General features: G+C 66.6%; 1 pseudogene. It reads left to right on the top strand.

From position 1 onward, the window contains the following. Window positions 1–581, top strand: a pseudogene (locus tag GKQ77_RS33085) (hypothetical protein); the annotation flags it as partial.

Below are 581 nucleotides of genomic sequence, written 5' to 3'. Positions count from 1 at the left end.
TCCCTGGCCGACAAGGCCCTGGTCAAGGGCCGCGAGGCCCAGGCCGACCTGTCCTCCGCCAAGTCCCGCCTCACCTCGGCCGACTCCTGGGTGGAAAAGGCGGGCAAGGAAGCCGACAAGTACAAGGACGACGGCGGCTCCAAGAACAAGGACGTACCCAAGCCGGACCCGGACAAGGTCAAGGCCGCCACCCGCAACGCCGCCTCCGCCGAGAAGGCCCAGGCCTCCGCGAAGTCGGACGTCACCGCCGCGAAGAGCGCGCTGGACGCGGCGAAGAAGATGGCCGAGGACGCCCGCAAGATGCGTCAGGAGGCCGCCGGGACGGCGAAGCGGAAGATCGACGAGGCCTCCGACGCGGGCATACGCAATCGCAAGTGGTGGGAGGAGATAGGCGACTGGGTCTCCGACAACTGGGACACCATCGTCGAGATCTGCAAGGTCGTCGTCGCCGTCGTCGGCATCATCGCGATGATCGTCGGCGGACCCATCCTCGCCGCCATCGTCATCATCGCCGGAGCCATCGTCCTCGCCGACACCCTCAACAAATACCGAAAAGGCCAAGCAGGCCTGATGGATGTCGC

The sequence above is a fragment of the Streptomyces anatolicus genome (genome assembly GCF_019400875.1).
Classification (GTDB): Bacteria; Actinomycetota; Actinomycetes; order Streptomycetales; family Streptomycetaceae; genus Streptomyces; species Streptomyces anatolicus.
Note: the sequence above shows the minus strand (reverse complement) of the source record. Positions and strands in the feature narration are given on the sequence as shown.